The 15,824-nt window shown below is 66.1% G+C and carries 18 protein-coding genes and 1 tRNA gene; 12 read left to right on the plus strand and 7 right to left on the minus strand.

Annotated features, from left to right (window positions below; genetic code table 11):
• Positions 1-98 precede the first annotated feature (98 nt).
• The 5 genes from CSQ99_RS29430 (at position 99) to CSQ99_RS29455 (ending at position 4,600) form a co-directional block, all read left to right on the plus strand.
• The gene (locus CSQ99_RS29430) at positions 99-1,055 is read left to right on the plus strand and encodes a metallophosphoesterase (RefSeq protein ID WP_099042514.1); all 957 of its coding nucleotides are present in this window, start codon (positions 99-101) and stop codon (positions 1,053-1,055) included.
• Between the two features lie 33 nt (positions 1,056-1,088).
• On the plus strand, positions 1,089-2,192 hold the full coding sequence (gene cds1, locus CSQ99_RS29435) for an L-cysteine desulfhydrase Cds1 (protein ID WP_218014629.1): 1,104 nt from the start codon (positions 1,089-1,091) through the stop codon (positions 2,190-2,192).
• Positions 2,193-2,448: 256 nt separating this feature from the next.
• A tRNA-Pro gene (locus tag CSQ99_RS29445) sits at positions 2,449-2,522 on the plus strand.
• Between the two features lie 73 nt (positions 2,523-2,595).
• Positions 2,596-3,510 (plus strand): SDR family NAD(P)-dependent oxidoreductase, encoded by a 915-nt coding sequence (locus CSQ99_RS29450; RefSeq protein WP_099042516.1) that lies wholly within the window; start codon positions 2,596-2,598, stop codon positions 3,508-3,510.
• Positions 3,511-3,580: 70 nt separating this feature from the next.
• Positions 3,581-4,600 carry an iron-containing redox enzyme family protein gene (locus CSQ99_RS29455; RefSeq protein WP_099042517.1) on the plus strand — a complete coding sequence of 340 codons (1,020 nt, stop codon included), beginning with the start codon at positions 3,581-3,583 and terminating at the stop codon, positions 4,598-4,600.
• Here the strand turns inward: CSQ99_RS29455 and CSQ99_RS29460 are convergent.
• Both CSQ99_RS29460 and CSQ99_RS29465 read right to left on the minus strand, forming a co-directional pair.
• The gene (locus CSQ99_RS29460; RefSeq protein WP_099042518.1) at positions 4,580-4,798 is read right to left on the minus strand and encodes a CDGSH iron-sulfur domain-containing protein; all 219 of its coding nucleotides are present in this window, start codon (positions 4,796-4,798) and stop codon (positions 4,580-4,582) included. The genes CSQ99_RS29455 and CSQ99_RS29460 overlap by 21 nt on opposite strands.
• Positions 4,795-5,493, minus strand: a complete 699-nt coding sequence (locus CSQ99_RS29465; protein ID WP_099042519.1) for a class I SAM-dependent methyltransferase — start codon at positions 5,491-5,493, stop codon at positions 4,795-4,797. The genes CSQ99_RS29460 and CSQ99_RS29465 overlap by 4 nt, the downstream gene beginning before the upstream one ends.
• Before the next feature lie 137 nt (positions 5,494-5,630).
• Between CSQ99_RS29465 and CSQ99_RS29470 the strand changes: the two genes are divergently transcribed.
• Positions 5,631-6,302, plus strand: coding sequence for a phosphodiesterase (locus tag CSQ99_RS29470; RefSeq protein ID WP_099042520.1), 672 nt, complete (start codon positions 5,631-5,633; stop codon positions 6,300-6,302).
• Positions 6,303-6,305: 3 nt separating this feature from the next.
• On the opposite strand, the gene CSQ99_RS31115 is transcribed toward CSQ99_RS29470, so the two are convergent.
• Genes CSQ99_RS31115 through CSQ99_RS29485 form a run of 4 tightly spaced genes read right to left on the minus strand, consistent with a single transcriptional unit; the run spans position 6,306 to position 8,652 of the window.
• Positions 6,306-6,473, minus strand: coding sequence for a hypothetical protein (locus CSQ99_RS31115; protein ID WP_176561287.1), 168 nt, complete (start codon positions 6,471-6,473; stop codon positions 6,306-6,308).
• A 10-nt stretch (positions 6,474-6,483) separates the two neighbouring features.
• Positions 6,484-7,470, minus strand: a complete 987-nt coding sequence (locus CSQ99_RS29475; RefSeq protein WP_099042521.1) for an LLM class F420-dependent oxidoreductase — start codon at positions 7,468-7,470, stop codon at positions 6,484-6,486.
• Between the two features lie 36 nt (positions 7,471-7,506).
• Positions 7,507-7,980 carry a GatB/YqeY domain-containing protein gene (locus CSQ99_RS29480; RefSeq protein WP_099042522.1) on the minus strand — a complete coding sequence of 158 codons (474 nt, stop codon included), beginning with the start codon at positions 7,978-7,980 and terminating at the stop codon, positions 7,507-7,509.
• Between the two features lie 9 nt (positions 7,981-7,989).
• Positions 7,990-8,652, minus strand: coding sequence for an SIMPL domain-containing protein (locus CSQ99_RS29485; protein WP_099042530.1), 663 nt, complete (start codon positions 8,650-8,652; stop codon positions 7,990-7,992).
• Positions 8,653-8,737: 85 nt separating this feature from the next.
• Between CSQ99_RS29485 and CSQ99_RS29490 the strand changes: the two genes are divergently transcribed.
• Genes CSQ99_RS29490 through CSQ99_RS29510 form a run of 5 tightly spaced genes read left to right on the plus strand, consistent with a single transcriptional unit; the run spans position 8,738 to position 14,039 of the window.
• The gene (locus tag CSQ99_RS29490) at positions 8,738-9,901 is read left to right on the plus strand and encodes a DUF7847 domain-containing protein (protein WP_176561288.1); all 1,164 of its coding nucleotides are present in this window, start codon (positions 8,738-8,740) and stop codon (positions 9,899-9,901) included.
• Between the two features lies 1 nt (position 9,902).
• The gene (locus tag CSQ99_RS29495; protein WP_099042523.1) at positions 9,903-10,556 is read left to right on the plus strand and encodes a DUF4129 domain-containing protein; all 654 of its coding nucleotides are present in this window, start codon (positions 9,903-9,905) and stop codon (positions 10,554-10,556) included.
• On the plus strand, positions 10,553-11,722 hold the full coding sequence (locus CSQ99_RS29500) for a DUF4350 domain-containing protein (RefSeq protein WP_099042524.1): 1,170 nt from the start codon (positions 10,553-10,555) through the stop codon (positions 11,720-11,722). Before CSQ99_RS29495 ends, CSQ99_RS29500 begins: the two co-directional genes overlap by 4 nt.
• Positions 11,716-12,717 carry an AAA family ATPase gene (locus CSQ99_RS29505; RefSeq protein ID WP_425437894.1) on the plus strand — a complete coding sequence of 334 codons (1,002 nt, stop codon included), beginning with the start codon at positions 11,716-11,718 and terminating at the stop codon, positions 12,715-12,717. Before CSQ99_RS29500 ends, CSQ99_RS29505 begins: the two co-directional genes overlap by 7 nt.
• Entirely contained in the window at positions 12,717-14,039 is a 1,323-nt protein-coding gene (locus CSQ99_RS29510) for a DUF58 domain-containing protein (protein WP_099042526.1), read from the plus strand. The genes CSQ99_RS29505 and CSQ99_RS29510 overlap by 1 nt, the downstream gene beginning before the upstream one ends.
• Here CSQ99_RS29510 and CSQ99_RS29515 read toward each other — a convergent pair.
• Complete coding sequence (locus tag CSQ99_RS29515; RefSeq protein WP_099042527.1) at positions 14,036-15,028, minus strand: stage II sporulation protein M; 993 nt, start codon at positions 15,026-15,028, stop codon at positions 14,036-14,038. The genes CSQ99_RS29510 and CSQ99_RS29515 overlap by 4 nt on opposite strands.
• Positions 15,029-15,054: 26 nt before the next feature.
• Between CSQ99_RS29515 and CSQ99_RS29520 the strand changes: the two genes are divergently transcribed.
• Positions 15,055-15,824: RDD family protein (locus CSQ99_RS29520; protein WP_099042528.1), on the plus strand; the 770-nt coding region annotated here is incomplete at its 3' end.

Here is a 15,824-nt window from a genome sequence, read left to right on the forward strand (position 1 = left end):
CCACCACCGCCACCACCGCCGTAACCCTGCTGTGGTCTGGCCCACGCGGAGGCCGGTGAAATCGGTATGAACGACGGGCGGGCAGTAAGCTCTGCTGCATGTCCGCGTCTTCGATCCTGAAGAATTCCGCAGTCGTCGCCGCCGGTTCACTGGTCGCGGGAGTCGGCTATGCGTCGCTCATCGAGCGCAATGCATTTGCCGTCCGCGAAGTGACGATGCCGGTGCTCTCGCCGGGATCATCGCCGCTGAAGGTGCTGCACATCAGTGACATCCACATGCGCCCGACACAGCGCCGCAAGCAGGACTGGCTGCGTGAGCTGGCCCGCCTGGAGCCGGACCTGGTCGTCAACACCGGCGACAACCTGTCTCACCCCAAAGCCGTGCCCGCAGTCGTGCAGGCACTGGGCGACCTGCTCGGGGTGCCCGGGGTGTTCGTGTTCGGGAGCAACGACTACTTCGCTCCCAAGCCGAAGAACCCGCTGAACTATGTGACCAATCCGACCCGCCGCCTCCACGGCGAGCCGCTGCCCTGGCAGGACCTCCGGGCGGCGTTCACCGAGCGCGGTTGGTTGGACATGACGCACACCCGGCGCGAGTTCGAGGTGGGCGGCCTGCTGATCGCGGCCGCAGGCGTCGATGACCCGCACCTGAAGCGTGACCGCTACGAGACGATCGCCGGTGCCGCCAACCCCGCGGTCAATCTGCGGCTGGGCCTGACCCATTCGCCTGAGCCGCGGGTGCTGGACCGCTTCGCCTCCGACGGCTACCAGCTGATCATGGCCGGCCACACCCATGGCGGCCAGCTGTGCTTGCCGTTCTACGGCGCCGTCGTCACCAATTGCGATCTGGACCGGTCGCGGGCCAAGGGCGTGTCGCAGTGGGGTGCCCACACGCAGCTGCATGTCTCCGCGGGAATCGGCACGTCGCCATATGCGCCCGTGCGGTTCTGCTGCCGGCCCGAGGCCACCTTGTTGACGTTGATTGCCGCGCCGATCGGGGGCTACTACACCGGCATCCAGGCGGGCCAGTCACACCCGAGCGTCTCGGTGCGCTGAGCGAATAGCATTGTCGGCGGCCGCGATGACGAGGTGAACGCAGCATCGGACGTCAGCCGGGGCCGGCCACGCGCGTGGGTGGACAACGCGGTCCGGCTGATCGAGGCCGACGCGCGCCGCAGCGCCGACACCCATCTCCTGCGCTATCCCTTGCCTGCCGCCTGGTGCGACAGCGTTGACGTCGAGCTCTACCTCAAGGACGAGACCACACACATCACCGGCAGCCTCAAGCATCGGCTGGCGCGGTCATTGTTCCTGTACGGGTTGTGCAATGGCTGGATCGACGAGAACACCACCGTCATCGAGGCGTCGTCGGGATCGACGGCGGTGTCGGAGGCATATTTCGCGGCACTGCTGGGTCTGCCGTTCATCGCAGTGATGCCGTCGTCAACCAGTGCGAGTAAGGTCGCGCTGATCGAATCCCAAGGTGGCCGTTGCCATTTCGTCGCCGAGTCGTCGCAGGTCTATTCCGAGGCCGAACGGCTGGCATTCGAGACTGGCGGCCACTACCTCGACCAGTTCACCAATGCCGAACGTGCCACCGATTGGCGCGGCAACAACAACATCGCCGAGTCGATCTTCGACCAGATGCGCGACGAGAACCATCCGATTCCCGACTGGGTCGTGGTCGGCGCGGGCACCGGTGGCACCAGTGCGACGATCGGCCGGTTCATCCGGTATCGCCGCTACGCGACGAAGTTGTGCGTCGTCGATCCGGAGAACTCGGCGTTCTTCCCTTCCTACGCGCAGGGCCGCAGCGACGTCGTGACGGGAATGTCGTCTCGAATCGAGGGCATCGGCCGCCCACGGGTGGAGCCGTCGTTTCTGCCGGACGTGGTGGATCGCATGGTCGTCGTGCCGGACTCGGCGTCGGTGGCGGCGGCGCGGCATATGAGTGCGGTCCTGGGCCGACGGGTCGGTCCGTCTACCGGTACGAATCTGTGGGGAGCTTTCGCGTTGCTGGCCGAAATGGTCGCCAATGGGCGCAGCGGGTCAGTGGTGACTCTGCTCGCCGACAGCGGCGACCGCTACGCAGACACCTACTTCTGCGACGACTGGCTGACCAGCCACGGGCTGGAACCCTCGGAATGGGCCGAGGTCCTGGTCGAATTCGAACGCTCCGGCCGCTGGCCCTGATCGTCGGATCGACCCGTGAGGGGCCCGTCGGAGGTCAGGAAAAGCCACAGCGCGGCTAGGGCAAAGAATCCCAGATATATGGATGCGCCAAGCCCAGTCATTTCTCGCCTCACTTAGTCGGTTTCTTCCGTCAGTGTGCATAACGCCACCGACAACCCATATGCATCCCTCGGCGTGTCGTGACGTGCGCCTCATGGTCGGCCGTCGGCGTTTGGTGTCGCACCCTGCCGGTGCGATACGCTGTCGTGGCTTCACGCGGGGTGTGGCGCAGCTTGGTAGCGTGCTTCGTTCGGGACGAAGAGGTCGTGGGTTCGAATCCCGCCACCCCGACTCGCGTCGTCGCAGGTAACGGGCCCTGACCGCTACGGTCCGCTGCCCGTACGCAAGTCGAGGAGCAAGCACTATGAGTCGTTCCAAGCGCACGATCAGCGGCCGCACCGTCGTCATCACCGGTGCGGCATCGGGTATCGGACGTGCTCTGGCGCGACGCCTTTCGGCGCACGGCTGCGCGGTCGCCATCGCCGACGTCGATGAGAACGGGCTGAGGGAGACGGAGGCCTTGCTGCGCGGACCCACCCTTTTGCGTGTGCTCGATGTCCGCGATGCCCAAGCGCAGCGCGACTTCGCCGCAGAAGTCCGGGAGTGGGCGCCGACCCCGATCGCCGCGGTGTTCAACAACGCCGGTGTGGCGGTCGCCTCCACTGTCCTCGACGGGGTACCGGAGGACGACGCCTGGTTATGGGACATCAACTTCGGTGGTGTCGTCAACGGAACGCGGGCGTTTTTGCCCATCCTCGTCGAGCAGGACGAAGGCGTCATCGTCAACACCTCGAGCGTCTACGGACTCATGAGTGTGCCGAACCAAAGTGCTTACTGCTCAGCGAAGTTCGCGGTGCGCGGCTTCACCGATTCGCTGCGGCACGAACTTCGGGGCACCGGGGTCACGGCCGTGACCGTGCACCCGGGCGGAGTCGATACCAACATCGTGCGCAATGCGCGTATCCGCACGGTCCCCGACGGTCCCAGCCTGGACCAGATGGCGGAGCAGTTCGCGGCGGTCACGATGACCGAGCCAGGCAAGGCCGCCGAGGTCATCCACCGGGGTGTAGAGCGGGGTAAGGCGCGCATCCTCATCGGACCCGATGCCCACCTGTTCGACATCCTCTCCCGGGTTGCACCAACCCGCTGCTACGACTTTGTCGCGTCATTCTCCCGGCTCGGGTCAACCCGCTTCGAAGAACTGGTCGGCAAGGTCGGGTCCATCCTCAGACGGCGGAGTCAGACAAAGGAAGTCGTGAGCGACGAAGCGGTGGCTTGAGCGCGCGCCCGCCGTCGAGATCCCCCCTGCTTGCAGGTTTGGTCAGTACTGCCCTCGGGAATTATGGCTTGTGACGTTGCCATCGACTGTGGTCGAACCTGCCCTCCCGCGCGCCGCCGGCCCGGTGTCCGCGACCGTACTGGACGCCCTTTCCCGTCGGCGTCCAGCCCTGTCCGCGCGTCCGCTCGACGTTCCCATCTATGAAGCCGATCCGTACGGGCTCGACCTGCAGCTCGCGCTGTGTATCTGCTACGAGCTGCACTATCGCGGTTTCCGCTCGGTCAATCCGCGGTGGGAATGGAATCCGGCGTTGCTCCATTTGCGTGGGCGCCTCGAGGACGTGTTCCTCGACGCCGTTCGGCGCGACGTCGGCGACATCACTCCCGATGACACTGCCGCTGCGGAAATGGATGCCATTTCGCGGGAGCCCGCCGACGGCAATGGCCCGTCGTACTACCTGCGCGACACAGGCACCTGGGAGCAGATGCAGGAGTACTTCGTGCATCGCTCGGTGTATCACTTGAAGGAGGGCGACCCTCACGCATTCGCGATCCCCCGCCTGACGGGACTGGCGAAGGCCGCCTTCGTGGCGGTCGAATTCGACGAGTACGGCGGTGGGCGCGGCGACCGTGTCCACCAGCACCTGTACGCCGAGTTGATGGACGCCGCCGGGCTCGATGCCTCCTACCTGGCCTACCTCGACCAGGTCTCCGCCGACGCGTTGGCCTCCACCAACCTGATGTCGATGTTCGGGCTGCACCGCGAACTTCGCGGTGCAGCGGTCGGCCATTTCGCGTCTATCGAGATCACATCCTCGCCGGGGTCACGGCGGCTCGCCGATGCGCTCCGGCGGATGGACGCGCCTGAGCCGTGCGTGACGTTCTACACCGAACATGTCGTGGCCGATGCCGTGCACGAACAGGTGGTGCGTACCGACGTCGTGGGAGATCTCGTTGCGCGCGAGCCGCATTTGGAGGCAGATGTCGTGTTCGGGATCAGGGCACGCGACCTTGTCGAAGACCGTCTCGCCGATCACCTGATGGAATGCTGGAAAGCGGGCCGCTCGTCGCTACGACGACCGCTGCACTGACCTTTTCCTGCTCGGACGGCACCGGTGGCTGGTGTCGCACATCGGATAATCCTTGCTGCGGCGGCAGGTACAGATCGCGACCATGAACCGGTCGGATTCCACGACATCGCCGTCGGGCAATTCGATACGCACCGGCCCCTCCACCATCACCGGCCCAGAATCGACGATGCGCACCGTGCGCCTCTGCCCATCGGTCATGGTCTTTGTGCCCTGATCACGACAAGCTCTTCTTCACGCCGACCTGGCTCCAGCCTGCCGGTGTCCTCCAGCCAGGCAGCCCGCGACTCCAGCACCGGACCGAATGGAATCCACTGGTAGGCAACTACTTCCGCATCGAGTCCGGCGGAGGCCAGCGCAGCAAGTGTTTTGCGGGGCACAGCGAACTCCGACTGCACCACCAGGAAACTGCCGCCGGGAGCCAGCAGATCGGGCACCGCCGCGCACAGCGGATCCAGAACGAGGCGACCGTCGTAGCCGGCATCCCATGCCCGCGCTGAACCGGCGACGTCCGGCGGAATCGGTGCACATGGGGCGTCGGGATCGTGTGGGACGTACGGCGGATTGCAGACCACCAGGTCGAACGGGCCGAACTCCGCGGCACGCGCCCATGAACCCAGGTGGACGTCCACGTCGACGCCCGCTCTCGAGACGTTCATCCTCGCGCACCGGACGGATCGCGAACATACGTCGAATGCCGTGACCTGCGATGCTCCCTGTGCGCCCGCAGCAATCCCCACGACACCCGAACCGGTGCACAGATCTGCCACCCGACGCTTGCGCGCCAGCCCGGACTTTTCCATCACGTCGATGAGGAATTCGCTGTCTTCTTGCGGGGCGTACACGCCCGCCGATGCGACCAATCCATCAGGCGCGTCGGTGTAAGCGGTTGTCACACATGGGCCTTTCTCGCAGTGTCGGGAGGGTGTCCACTGCTGTGGTGGCAGCAGTGCCGTGGATTAATGCCCCGTATCCGGGGTGTTAAACAGCGGCGACCAGGTTTGTGGCACGTCGAACTGGGCACACCACGGGCGTGCAGGTATCTGACGTCACGGCCTTCCCAGTCCGGGTCGGCGCCGCAGTACGCGGCCGTCGCCTCTTTCATCCCGTCGGCGTGCTCGCTGAGGGGGTCCTGGAACGGACGGCGTTGGACAGCGAAGGCCTGCCGATGCGGTCCTGCGATGTCATCGGACGGGTGTCCAAAGGAATCGGAGTTCCCGGTGGCCGGCCAGACATCGCGGGGTTGGCGTTCCGTATCCCGCCGCCGCAGGATCTGCGGTCGTGCGGTCCCTGGGATGTGCTGCTGGCATCGACCGTCGCACGCAGTCGCTTCGTCCTCGCACCGGTCGCGTCCTGGTCCGGCGCCACTTTCTCCAGCCTGATGCCGTTGCGGTATCGCGGCCGCGTGTGGTGGTTGCGGGCTCGACTTGCCACCGTGATCGGCACTCACGACCTCGCCCTCGACACCATCGAGAGCGAAATCAATTCGGATGGAATCCAATTCGACATAGAGCAGGCCGAGTTTCGGCAGGAGTTCCGGCCGTTGGCCCGGCTGACACTGCGGCACGTCGACCCCAGCTGTGACGACATCGCCTTCGATCCCGCTTTACACACCGATTGCGACGTCCAGCTGCTCCCCCGTTGGCTCGCCGATTTCCGGCGAGCGGCCTATCGACGGAGCCGTCAGGGACGCGACGCTCAGTAGCCGTCAGGCAGTCGGCTCACCGGCAGATTCGTCCACGTCGGGAGTATTCTCTCGGGTCGCCATACCGCCCTCGCCACCCTCGTCGGTCGGCCCCGGCCGGCCGCCCTTCTTCGACGTGTCTTCCGATTCATCTTTCGACTCGTCGTCGTAAATTCCTCTGCCCTTTGGCATGTTTCGCCTTTCAGTTCGATTCGCTTCTGAGCTTCTCGAGCAGTGATCCGGCAGCTTCCTTGAGGAACAGATCTTGGTTCTCGTCGCCGATCTGAACGAGGGCGACATCGGTGAATCCGGCCTCCCAATAATCGCGGACCGCATCGACGATCGCATCGAGATCCGGACCACATGGAATGGACTCGGCAACGTCGGAAGGCCGCACGTACTGGGTGGCACCGTCGAAGCCGGCTGTCGTCGGCAGATCGGCATTGACCGCCCAACCGCCACCGAACCATCGGAACTGATCGTGTGCTCGACGGATTGCCTTGTCGCGGTCGGGATCCCAGCAGATCGGAATCTGACCGATGACTCGCACCTGACCGGGCAGCCCGGTCGCGCGCCTGGCCTTGTGCCACGCGTCGACAAAATCCTTGTTCGGCTCGACGGCGATCAGATGATCGGACAGCGGCGCGAAGGTCTCCACCGATCGCTCGCCGGATACCGCGGTAGCGATGGCCACCGGCGTGTCTGGAATGTCCCAGAGCCGTGCGGAATCCACCTCGAAATACTCACCCTTCCAATCGACGAGCTCGCCGGTGAACAACTCCCGGATGATCTGGATGGCTTCGCGCAGCATCTCCTGGCGCCGCGCCACCGTCGGCCAGCGCTTCCCGACGACGTGTTCGTTGAGGTTCTCGCCACTGCCGAGGCCGAGGGTGAACCGGCCGTCGGCGAGGATCTGCATGGTGGCGGCCTTCTGCGCGACGACGGCGGGGTGGTAGCGCATCGTCGGACAGGTGACGTAGGTGAGCAGCTCGACCTGTTCGGTCGCGTGGGCCACCGCACCGAGCACCGACCACGCATAGGGCGCGTGCCCCTGTGACGACAGCCACGGGAAATAGTGATCCGACGAAACCTCGAAGTCGAAGCCCGCACGTTCCGCCGAAACGGCATAACGGACAAGATCTTTAGGTCCGCTCTGTTCGGTCATGAGGGTGTAGCCGAAACGCGTCATGGCATTCGGGTACCCGGGTGCGTGACGCCGAAACGGCTACAACCGGGCCTTGACCGCCGCAGAGAGCCGGGAGCCGTCGGCCTTACCGGCGGCGATGGCGGTTGCGGCCTTCATCACCTGGCCCATCTGCTTCATACCGGGCCGCTCACCGATCTCCTCAGCCACCTGGGCGATGGCGGTGTCGACCACGTTGGCCACTTCAGCGTCGCTGAGCGGAGTGGGCAGATACTCGTCGATGACACGCGCCTCGGCGTGCTCGTTGGCGGCGAGCTCACCGCGCCCATTCTGGGTGTAGATCTCCGCAGCCTCTGCGCGCTTCTTGGCTTCCTTGGAGAGCACTTTCATCACGTCGGCATCGGACAGCTCTCGCGCCCCTTTGCCTGACACTTCCTCAGTCTGGATCGCCGCGAGCAGCATCCGCAGCGTCGCAGTCCGCAGCTTGTCCTGCGACTTCATCGCCGCGGTGAGGTCCGAGCGCAATCGCGCCTTGAGTTCTGGCGTTTCGGGCATGTCGCAAACCTACGCTGTCGGTCCCGCGACGAACCGCGCCTCGACGGTCGCCGACACCTCTATGTGCTTGGGCACGAGTTCGACGACCGGACCGCCACCTGGCGCCGCCATCACCCGCATGGCCGCGTGTGGCCCACTCTCGTGACTGGCGTTCAGCATTCCGGAGTCCGCGACGGCGACCGGTGCGACGGGGCCAAGACCGAGCGCGTCGGCGTACTGCTGCGCGCGGCTGACCGCATCGCTCACCGCCCGGGTGCGGACGTCGATGAGCATCGCGTCCCGCTGCACTGCGGTCAGCGCCCACTCGACTCTCGACGTCCGAAATCCCTCGATCGCAGCATCGTGCTCCCCAACCCAGCGCGATAGCGCGGCGAAGTCACGGAACTTCGCCTCGACACTGACGGACGCATGATGCACAAGCGGAAGCTGCTTTCCTTCGTCGTTCCATGGCCGGTTCGACCAGGTGCGCAACTGGTCGGCGGACCACCAGGTGACGGCGTACTGCTCCTCGAGCGCGACGATCGAGCTCTTCAGTTCCGCCAAGTCAGTGGCGACTCTGGCGTACACCGGCTCCATCTCCGGCCCCTCGTAGGCAACGGTGGCGTGGACGGTCCCGCGCTCGGCGGGGCGAAAGGCAGAAAAGGCGCCCCGCACTGTGATCTCAGTCGACATACGGCCACCGTAGCGACGGTCTCGCAGCTGCCACGGTGGTGGGAGCACGTTGTCAATTCGCACAGTGATCGACAGGATGGTGGCCATGAGCACCGAGGCGGGCAGTTCCGGTATGCCCGGGCAGCCGCCAACGGGTTATCCGCCGCCGGGCTGGATGCCCCCACCCGCGTACGGACCTCCTCCTGGCTACGCACCTCCTGGGTACGGGCCTCCTCCTGGGTACCCGCCGCAGGGGTACGGATACGGCGCACCGCCCATGCCGCCGGCCCTCAAGCCGGGCGTCATCCCGCTGCGGCCGCTGACGCTGTCCGACATCTTCAACGGCGCGGTTGCCTACATCCGCGCCAACCCGAAGGCGACGCTGGGCTTCACCACGATCGTCGTCATCACGACCCAGCTCCTGGCGCTCGTGCTATCGGTTGGTCCACTCGCCGCCACCGGGCAGCTCGCCGGGGCGTTCAACGCTGAAGGAATGTCGACGGCATCGACCGGCATCCTGCTCGGCTCGACGCTGTCGAGTCTGGCGGGCGGCGCAGCGACCTGGTTCACCGCGATCCTGCTGAGCGGGATGCTCACTGTCGTCGTCGGTCGGTCCGTGTTCGGTGCCGGCATCACCATCGGGGAGGCATGGCGTCGGCTCAAGGGTCGGGTCTGGGCCCTGATCGGCTTGGCGCTTCTCCAAGCCGTCGGCGTGGTGGTACTGGTCGCTGTCGTCGTCGGCCTCATCTTCGCGATCGGCGCCGCGGCCAATGTCACCGCTGCGGTGATCGTCGGCATACCGCTGGTTCTTTTCCTGGTGGCCGCGCTGATCTACCTCTGGGTGAATTTGGCCTTCGCGCCCGCGCTGATCGTGTTGGAGCGCCTCGGCATCCTCGCGGCCATCGAGCGGTCATTCAGGTTGGTGAGGAACGATTTCTGGCGCGTGTTCGGAATCCTGCTTCTCGCCACGGTCGCCGTTCAGTTCATCGCAGGTGCAGTGACGGTCCCGTTCAGTGTCGGCGGCCAATTCCTCCTGATGGGGTCGTCGTCCACGGCGATGACGCTGCTGGCCTTCGTGCTGTTGTCGGTGGGCGGTGTCATCGCCCAGATCATCACCGCCCCGTTCACCGCAGGCGTCATCGTGCTGCTGTACACCGACCGTCGGATTCGGGCCGAGGCTTTCGACCTCGTGCTGCAGATGGGTGCAGCGTACGGCCCAGCTTCGCCATCCGATTCCACTGACAATCTGTGGCTGACCCGCCAAGCCTGACGTGCCCACGATAGACATCGACAGCGATGCCGCCCACGACGCCGCGCAACGCGAACTGCAAAAGCCGATCTACCCGAAGCCGACTCTGACCGAACGTCTCCTCGAGTGGATCAACGAACTGGTGTACCGACTCACCGAGGCCGGATCTCGGCTCCCCGGCGGTTGGTTCACGCTCTCCGTTCTGTTGATCATCCTGGTGGTCGTGCTCGTCGTCGCGATACGGATCGCGCGGCGCACGATGCGGACCAACCGGGGCGACCGCTACGCCTTGTTCGGCGAACACCAACTCAGCGCCGCGCAGCACCGAGCCACCGCCGAGCAGTATGCCGCCACCGGAAACTGGGCTGCGGCCATCCGTCATCGGCTCCGAGCCGTCGCCCGCCAGCTCGAGGACTCCGGCGTGCTGGACGCCATTCCCGGCCGGACGGCCACCGAACTCGCGCGCGACGCCGGTAACGCGCTACCTGCGCGTGCTGCCGAATTGACCCAGGCTGCAGTCGCTTTCAACGACGTCACGTATGGCGAACGACCCGGGACGGAGTCCGCCTACCGGGTGATCGCCGATCTCGACGAACATCTGAGGTCCAACTCTGCGGCGAGCGCCGACGCCACCCCGGTCGCGGCGACGACGGACAGTTGGGTGGAGGTCCGATGACACCTTCGCTCAAAGCCGGCGAACGACAGACTCATTCGGTCATCGGACCTACGTTGACTCAGCGGTGGGGCGCCGCACGGTGGGTGCTGTTGGCACTCGTCGTCATCATTGCCATCGCCACTTTGACCACCTACCTGACCGCGCCGCGGCTCGGCGGCCCGATGGATCCCGCGTCCACGTCCCGCGACGGCACGCATGCATTGGTCACTCTGCTGCGCGAGCACGGCGTCGATGTCGTCGAGGCACCGGATATCGCCGCCGCCGAACGTGCCGCGCGGCCCGACACACTCATCGTCGTGCTGCAGACGCTGCACCTGCTCGACAACGACGTGCTGCGGCGCCTCGGTGACCTGCCCGGCGACCGCCTCCTGGTGGCACCGACGTCGAGTACCCGTGAAGCGCTGGCACCCCATATCGGTGTTGCCGGGTCGGTGCCATTCGGCGGTTCCGAGCCAGGCTGCGACCTGCGGGAGGCCAACCGCGCCGGCAAGGTTCGGCTCGATATGAGCGACGAGTACGAGTCGATCGACGATTTCCCGATCACCAGCTGCTACGACGGCGCGCTGGTCCGGTACACCGACGAAGGACGAACCGTCACGGTCGTCGGCGCCGGTGAATTCATGACCAACGAAGGGCTCTTGACGGCCGGCAACGCCGCGCTCGCCATGAACCTTGCCGGTACCAACCCGCGAGTGATCTGGTACACACCGCAGCAGCGGCAGGGCGAATCCGATGCGGGCGCAGAAATCTCTGACCTCATTCCGCCTGCGGTGCGATGGATCGTCATCCAGCTGTGCCTGGCGATCGCGCTTGTCGCGGTGTGGCAGGGCAGACGTTTGGGTCCGCTTGTCGCAGAGCGGATGCCCGTAGTCGTGCGCGCATCCGAAACGGTCGAAGGTCGCGGCAGGCTCTACCGCTCCCGGCGCGCTCGCGACCGCGCCGCGACGGCCCTGCGCACCGCAGCGCTACAGCGGATGTTGCCCCGCCTCGGCCTCTCCAACAACGCCGAGCCGCCGACTATCGTCTCGGCGGTGGCGCAGCGCAGTGGAGCGCATGCGCAGACGTTGGCGCACACCCTGTTCGGTCCACCACCGGTAAGCGACGACGACTTGGTCAATCTCGCCCGTGAACTCGACAACATCGAAAGGCAGGTCGCACAATCGTGACTCAGCCCCCGTCACATCACACTCCTCAGAACACCGGCGCCGCAACGCCGGGTGATTCAGCGCGAAATGCGCTGCTGGCCTTGCGCACCGAGATCGCCAAGGCGGTAGTCGGACAGGAAGCAGTGGTCAGCGGCCTGGTGATCGCACTGCTGTGCCGAGGGCACGTGCTGTTGGAGGGGGTGCCGGGCGTCGCCAAGACCCTTTTGGTGCGCACGCTAGCGGCCGCGCTGCAACTGGAGTTCAAGCGCGTTCAGTTCACCCCCGACCTGATGCCCGGCGACGTCACTGGTTCGCTCGTATACGACGCCCGCACAGCCGAATTCGAATTCCGCTCCGGTCCGGTATTCACCAACCTCCTGCTGGCCGACGAAATCAACCGGACACCACCCAAGACTCAGGCCGCGCTGCTGGAGGCGATGGAGGAGCGGCAGGTCAGCGTTGACGGCGAACCGCGGCCGCTGCCCGACCCGTTCATCGTCGCCGCGACGCAGAATCCGATCGAGTACGAGGGCACCTATCAGCTGCCGGAAGCCCAGCTCGACCGGTTCCTGCTCAAGCTCAACGTTCCTCTGCCGCCGCGGGACCAGGAGATCATGGTCCTCGACCGGCACGCGCGCGGCTTCGACCCTCGCGACCTGTCCGCCGTGCGACCCGTCGCCGGGCCCGCGGAGTTGGCCGCGGGGCGCGCCGCTGTGCAGCAGGTGCTCGTCGCCGACGAAGTGCTCGGCTACATCGTCGAAATCGCCGGTGCGACAAGGCATTCACCGGCACTGCAGCTCGGCGTGTCACCGCGTGGGGCGACCGCGCTCCTGGGTACGGCCCGATCCTGGGCGTGGCTGTCGGGTCGAAACTATGTCACCCCCGACGACGTCAAGGCGATGGCGCGGCCGACATTGCGCCACCGTATCCAACTGCGGCCGGAAGCAGAACTAGAGGGCGCCAATCCGGACGGCGTGCTGGACGGAATTCTTTCGGCCGTGCCGGCGCCCCGCTAGTGATCCTGACGGGCCGCGTCGGCCTGGTGGCGCTGATCTCTGTGCTGCCGGTCGCGTTAGCGCCATGGCCGGCAACGGCATTCGGCATCCTGCTGGGTGTACTTGTGTGCGCTCTCGCAGTCGATGTGGCCATGGCCGCCAGCCCACGACGACTTGTCTTCGTACGATCCGGCGACACCGCGGCGAGGTTGGGCCAGCCGGTTGACGCGATTCTGGAGGTCGAGAATCCAGGTCGACGACGCCTGACAGGTCAGATTCGCGATGCGTGGTCGCCGAGCGCGCGAGCCGAACCCCGGATGCACACCGTGAATACCCCTTCGGCACAACGGGTTCACCTCGTCACCACGCTGCGACCGGTGCGCAGGGGTGATCAGCGATCAGCCGTGGTGACGGCCAGGTCGATCGGGCCGTTGGGGCTTGCCGGCAGGCAGAGCTCGCACCGGGTGCCCTGGCAGATCCGGATCCTCCCACCGTTCCTTTCACGTAAGCACCTGCCCTCACGTCTAGCCAGACTTCGTGAACTGGAAGGCAATACGGCGGCGCTGATCCGCGGTCAGGGCACCGAGTTCGACTCGTTGCGCGAGTATGTGATCGGCGACGACGTCAGGTCGATCGACTGGCGCGCCACCGCAAGACGAGCCGACGTCGTGGTGCGGACGTGGCGACCGGAGCGGGACCGGCGGGTGGTGATCGTTTTGGACACCGGTCGCACGTCGGCCGGCCGCGTCGGCGTGGACCCCACTGCCAACGACCCCGGCGGCTGGCCGCGGCTGGACTGGTCCATGGATGCCGCGCTGCTGCTGGCGGCGCTCGCAGCGCGGGCGGGCGATCACGTCGATTTCCTCGCTCACGACCGAGTCACCCGGGCGGGCCTGTTCAATGCCTCGCGCACTGAACTTCTCGCGCAACTCGTCGGCGCGATGGCTCCGCTGGAACCTGCCCTGATCGAGTCCGACGCCAGGGCGATGGTGGCAGCGATACAGCGTCGCGTGCGCCGCCGCGCACTGGTGGTACTGCTCACCGACCTGAACGCCTCCGCGCTCGACGAAGGCCTGATGGCGGTCCTGCCCCAGTTGTCCGCCAAGCACCAGGTTCTGCTGGCCGCCGTCGCCGATCCACGGGTGGACGCGATGGCGGCGGGTCGAGCGGACGCCGCCGAGGTTTACGACGCGGCGGCGGCCGAACGTGCGCGCAACGACAGGCGCTCGATGGCGTCGCGGCTTCGGGCGGCCGGCGTCGACGTCGTTGACGCGCCGCCGGACGAACTGGCGCCCGCACTGGCAGACCACTACCTCGCGATGAAAGCCAGCGGCAGACTTTAGCGCGTCGGCACCACGTCCGGTGCGTCGGTGATGTCGCCGGACTCCCCCGCAGCGACACCCCTGCGGCCGAAATAGATCACGTACGCGAGGAACCCGACCTCGGCGGCCACACCGATGGCGATGCGCGCGAACGTCGGTAACCCCGACGGCGTCACCAACGACTCGATCAGCCCGGCCACCAGCAGTACGACGATCAGACCGCCCGCGACCGCGACCACGGCCCGGCCTTGTTCCGCCAGCACCTGTGTGCGCGGCCGGTGACCCGGCGACACCACCGACCAACCGAGCCGCATGCCCACCGCCGCAGCCAAGAACACCGCGGTCAGTTCGATCAGGCCGTGCGGGGTGAGCAGGCCGAGGAAGACGTCGCCCTTGTCCGCATCGAACATGAAACCCGCGATGACACCGAGATTGAGGGCGTTCTGGAACAGAATGTAGGGGATCGGGATACCGAGCAGGATCGCGAACCCGATGCATTGCGCGGCAACCCATGAGTTGTTGAGCCACACCTGAAGCCCGAACGATGCGGCGGGGTGTTCGCTGTAGTAGGCGGCGAAATCGTTGTTCACCAATTGCTCGATCTCGCTTGGTGTTTTGAGGGCGCCCTGCACATCCTGGTTGCCCGACACCCACAGCGCGATCAGCGCGGTGACGAAGAGAAACGCGATGGCCGTTCCGAGCCACCATCGCCACAAGCGATACGCGACCACCGGGAATGACACCGTCCAGAACCTGGCGAATTCACTCCACAGCGGTGCGTGCGCACCGGTCACGACCGAGCGTGCCCGCGCGACCAGACCCGACAGCCGCCCGACAAGGACCGCGTCGGTGGACGAGCTGCGCACCATCGACAGGTGGGTGGACACCCGCTGGTAAAGATCGACCAGTTCGTCGACCTCGTCGCCGGTCAGCTTGCGCCGCCGCTTGAGCAGCTGCTCCAGCCGCTCCCACGTCGGACGATGCGCCACCACGAACGCGTCGACATCCACCCCACGAATCCTAGTAGCGTGGCGGAATGGTCAGCCAGCAAGAACCAGTGGTGACCGGCGACGCGGTGGTCCTCGATGTTCAGATCGCCCAGCTGCCGGTCCGTGCGCTGTCGGCGATCATCGACGTCACCGTGGTCTTCATCCTCTACATCACCGGCGTCGTGCTGTGGGCCACCACGCTCACCCAATTCGATCCGGCCCTTTCGGCGTCGGTATTGATCATCTTCACGGTGTTGACGATCGTGGGGTATCCGGCCATATTCGAGACGACCACCAGGGGCCGTTCATTGGGCAAGCTCGCGCTGGGACTGCGGGTGGTGTCCGACGACGGCAGCCCGGAACGCTTTCGTCAGGCGTTGTTTCGTGCGCTGGCCGGCGTGATCGAAATCTGGATGCTCACCGGCGGGCCCGCGGTGATCTGCAGCCTGGTGTCCGCGAAGGGAAAGCGGATCGGCGACATCTTCGCAGGCACCGTGGTGATCAGTGAACGGGCACCGCGACTGTCACCGCCCCCGCCGATGCCGCCTCAGCTCGCGTGGTGGGCGTCGACCCTGCAGCTCTCTGGGCTGCGTCCCGAACAGGCCGAGCTCGCCCGCCAGTTCCTCTCGCGGGTAACGCAATTGGACCCACAGCTGCGCGACCAGATGGCGTACCGAATCGCCGGCGAAGTCGTCGCCCAGATATCGCCGCCACCACCTCCCGGCGCACCACCGCAATACGTGCTCGCCGCGGTGCTCGCCGAGCGCCACCGCAGAGAACTCGCCCGACTGCAGCCCGTCTCCGGCCCACCGACCCC

The organism is Mycobacterium neglectum (assembly GCF_002591975.1).
In the GTDB taxonomy this organism is placed as follows: Bacteria; Actinomycetota; Actinomycetes; order Mycobacteriales; family Mycobacteriaceae; genus Mycobacterium; species Mycobacterium neglectum.

Coding starts and splice junctions, on each gene's coding strand:
- CSQ99_RS29430 (WP_099042514.1), top strand. CDS start 99: ATGTCCGCGTCTTCGATCCTGAAGAATTCCGCAGTCGTCGCCGCCGGT.
- CSQ99_RS29450 (WP_099042516.1), top strand. CDS start 2,596: ATGAGTCGTTCCAAGCGCACGATCAGCGGCCGCACCGTCGTCATCACC.
- CSQ99_RS29460 (WP_099042518.1), bottom strand. CDS start 4,798: ATGACCGATGGGCAGAGGCGCACGGTGCGCATCGTCGATTCTGGGCCG.
- CSQ99_RS31115 (WP_176561287.1), bottom strand. CDS start 6,473: ATGCCAAAGGGCAGAGGAATTTACGACGACGAGTCGAAAGATGAATCG.
- CSQ99_RS29475 (WP_099042521.1), bottom strand. CDS start 7,470: ATGACGCGTTTCGGCTACACCCTCATGACCGAACAGAGCGGACCTAAA.
- CSQ99_RS29480 (WP_099042522.1), bottom strand. CDS start 7,980: ATGCCCGAAACGCCAGAACTCAAGGCGCGATTGCGCTCGGACCTCACC.
- CSQ99_RS29485 (WP_099042530.1), bottom strand. CDS start 8,652: ATGTCGACTGAGATCACAGTGCGGGGCGCCTTTTCTGCCTTTCGCCCC.
- CSQ99_RS29490 (WP_176561288.1), top strand. CDS start 8,738: ATGAGCACCGAGGCGGGCAGTTCCGGTATGCCCGGGCAGCCGCCAACG.
- CSQ99_RS29500 (WP_099042524.1), top strand. CDS start 10,553: ATGACACCTTCGCTCAAAGCCGGCGAACGACAGACTCATTCGGTCATC.